The 3,366-nt window shown below is 51.1% G+C and carries 2 rRNA genes; both read left to right on the top strand.

Annotated elements, in window-relative coordinates:
- The first annotated feature begins 176 nt into the window (after positions 1–176).
- Positions 177–3,069 (top strand): 23S ribosomal RNA (locus tag N5D53_RS27410).
- Positions 3,070–3,200: 131 nt separating this feature from the next.
- Positions 3,201–3,316: ribosomal RNA gene (rrf, locus tag N5D53_RS27405) — 5S ribosomal RNA — on the top strand.
- The last annotated feature ends 50 nt before the right edge of the window (positions 3,317–3,366 follow it).

The raw sequence follows: 3,366 nt of genomic DNA, 5'->3' as shown, positions 1-3,366 counted from the left end.
CTTTTGTCAGATCGTTCTTTAAAAATTCGGATATGTGATAGATATAGACTGAACACCAGTTTCACTGCTGGTGGATCAGGCTAAGGTAAAATTTGTGAGTTCTGCTCGAAAGAGCAACGTACGAATTTTCGGCGAATGTCGTCTTCACAGTATAACCAGATTGCTTGGGGTTATATGGTCAAGTGAAGAAGCGCATACGGTGGATGCCTTGGCAGTCAGAGGCGATGAAAGACGTGGTAGCCTGCGATAAGCTTTGGGGAGTCGGCAAACAGACTGTGATCCAGAGATCTCTGAATGGGGGAACCCAGCCAGCACAAGCTGGTTATCTTGTACTGAATACATAGGTGCAAGAGGCGAACCAGGGGAACTGAAACATCTAAGTACCCTGAGGAAAAGAAATCAACCGAGATTCCCTTAGTAGTGGCGAGCGAACGGGGACCAGCCCTTAAGTTGATTTGAGATTAGTGGAACGCTCTGGAAAGTGCGGCCATAGTGGGTGATAGCCCCGTACACGAAAATCTCTTATCAATGAAATCGAGTAGGACGGAGCACGAGAAACTTTGTCTGAATATGGGGGGACCATCCTCCAAGGCTAAATACTACTGACTGACCGATAGTGAACCAGTACCGTGAGGGAAAGGCGAAAAGAACCCCGGAGAGGGGAGTGAAATAGAACCTGAAACCGTATGCGTACAAGCAGTGGGAGCCTACTTTGTTAGGTGACTGCGTACCTTTTGTATAATGGGTCAGCGACTTATATTCAGTGGCGAGCTTAACCGAATAGGGGAGGCGTAGCGAAAGCGAGTCTTAATAGGGCGTTTAGTCGCTGGGTATAGACCCGAAACCGGGCGATCTATCCATGGGCAGGTTGAAGGTTAGGTAACACTGACTGGAGGACCGAACCGACTACCGTTGAAAAGTTAGCGGATGACCTGTGGATCGGAGTGAAAGGCTAATCAAGCTCGGAGATAGCTGGTTCTCCTCGAAAGCTATTTAGGTAGCGCCTCATGTATCACTGTAGGGGGTAGAGCACTGTTTCGGCTAGGGGGTCATCCCGACTTACCAAACCGATGCAAACTCCGAATACCTACAAGTGCCGAGCATGGGAGACACACGGCGGGTGCTAACGTCCGTCGTGAAAAGGGAAACAACCCAGACCGTCAGCTAAGGTCCCAAAGTCATGGTTAAGTGGGAAACGATGTGGGAAGGCTTAGACAGCTAGGAGGTTGGCTTAGAAGCAGCCACCCTTTAAAGAAAGCGTAATAGCTCACTAGTCGAGTCGGCCTGCGCGGAAGATGTAACGGGGCTCAAACCATGCACCGAAGCTACGGGTATCATCTTACGATGATGCGGTAGAGGAGCGTTCTGTAAGCCTGTGAAGGTGAGTTGAGAAGCTTGCTGGAGGTATCAGAAGTGCGAATGCTGACATGAGTAACGACAATGCGAGTGAAAAACTCGCACGCCGAAAGACCAAGGTTTCCTGCGCAACGTTAATCGACGCAGGGTTAGTCGGTCCCTAAGGCGAGGCTGAAAAGCGTAGTCGATGGAAAACAGGTTAATATTCCTGTACTTCCAGTTATTGCGATGGAGGGACGGAGAAGGTTAGGCCAGCCTGGCGTTGGTTGTCCAGGTTTAAGGTGGTAGGCTGAAATCTTAGGCAAATCCGGGATTTCAAGGCCGAGAGCTGATGACGAGTTGCCTTTAGGCGACGAAGTGGTTGATACCATGCTTCCAAGAAAAGCTCCTAAGCTTCAGATAACTGGGAACCGTACCCCAAACCGACACAGGTGGTTAGGTAGAGAATACCAAGGCGCTTGAGAGAACTCGGGTGAAGGAACTAGGCAAAATGGCACCGTAACTTCGGGAGAAGGTGCGCCGGCGAGGGTGAAGGACTTGCTCCGTAAGCCCATGCCGGTCGAAGATACCAGGCCGCTGCGACTGTTTATTAAAAACACAGCACTCTGCAAACACGAAAGTGGACGTATAGGGTGTGACGCCTGCCCGGTGCCGGAAGGTTAATTGATGGGGTTAGCGCAAGCGAAGCTCTTGATCGAAGCCCCGGTAAACGGCGGCCGTAACTATAACGGTCCTAAGGTAGCGAAATTCCTTGTCGGGTAAGTTCCGACCTGCACGAATGGCGTAACGATGGCGGCGCTGTCTCCACCCGAGACTCAGTGAAATTGAAATCGCTGTGAAGATGCAGTGTATCCGCGGCTAGACGGAAAGACCCCGTGAACCTTTACTATAGCTTTGCACTGGACTTTGAATTTGCTTGTGTAGGATAGGTGGGAGGCTTTGAAGTGGGGACGCCAGTTCTCATGGAGCCATCCTTGAAATACCACCCTGGCAACTTTGAGGTTCTAACTCAGGTCCGTTATCCGGATCGAGGACAGTGTATGGTGGGTAGTTTGACTGGGGCGGTCTCCTCCCAAAGAGTAACGGAGGAGTACGAAGGTGCGCTCAGACCGGTCGGAAATCGGTCGTAGAGTATAAAGGCAAAAGCGCGCTTGACTGCGAGACAAACACGTCGAGCAGGTACGAAAGTAGGTCTTAGTGATCCGGTGGTTCTGTATGGAAGGGCCATCGCTCAACGGATAAAAGGTACTCCGGGGATAACAGGCTGATACCGCCCAAGAGTTCATATCGACGGCGGTGTTTGGCACCTCGATGTCGGCTCATCACATCCTGGGGCTGAAGCCGGTCCCAAGGGTATGGCTGTTCGCCATTTAAAGTGGTACGCGAGCTGGGTTTAGAACGTCGTGAGACAGTTCGGTCCCTATCTGCCGTGGACGTTTGAGATTTGAGAGGGGCTGCTCCTAGTACGAGAGGACCGGAGTGGACGAACCTCTGGTGTTCCGGTTGTCACGCCAGTGGCATTGCCGGGTAGCTATGTTCGGAAGAGATAACCGCTGAAAGCATCTAAGCGGGAAACTTGCCTCAAGATGAGATCTCACTGGGATCTTGAATCCCCTAAAGGGCCGTCGAAGACTACGACGTTGATAGGTTGGGTGTGTAAGCGCTGTGAGGCGTTGAGCTAACCAATACTAATTGCCCGTGAGGCTTGACCATATAACACCCAAGCAATTTGCTGACGCAGATTGCGGTGGTGAAGACGAAAGACCCGAAAATTCGTAAGACCACAAATATCGCATATCCGGATTCGCTGGGCTGTCCATCTGGACATTCTGGCAACAGAATTTCTTGACGACCATAGAGCATTGGAACCACCTGATCCCATCCCGAACTCAGTAGTGAAACGATGCATCGCCGATGGTAGTGTGGGGTTTCCCCATGTGAGAGTAGGTCATCGTCAAGATTCATTTCGCAAAACCCCTATCTGCGCATGCAGGTAGGGGTTTTGTCTTT

It is taken from the genome of Pseudomonas sp. GD03862 (assembly GCF_029840855.1).
Taxonomy (GTDB): Bacteria; Pseudomonadota; Gammaproteobacteria; order Pseudomonadales; family Pseudomonadaceae; genus Aquipseudomonas; species Aquipseudomonas alloputida.
The sequence above is the reverse complement of the archived record's forward strand: the minus strand, read 5'-3'. Positions and strand labels throughout refer to the sequence as shown.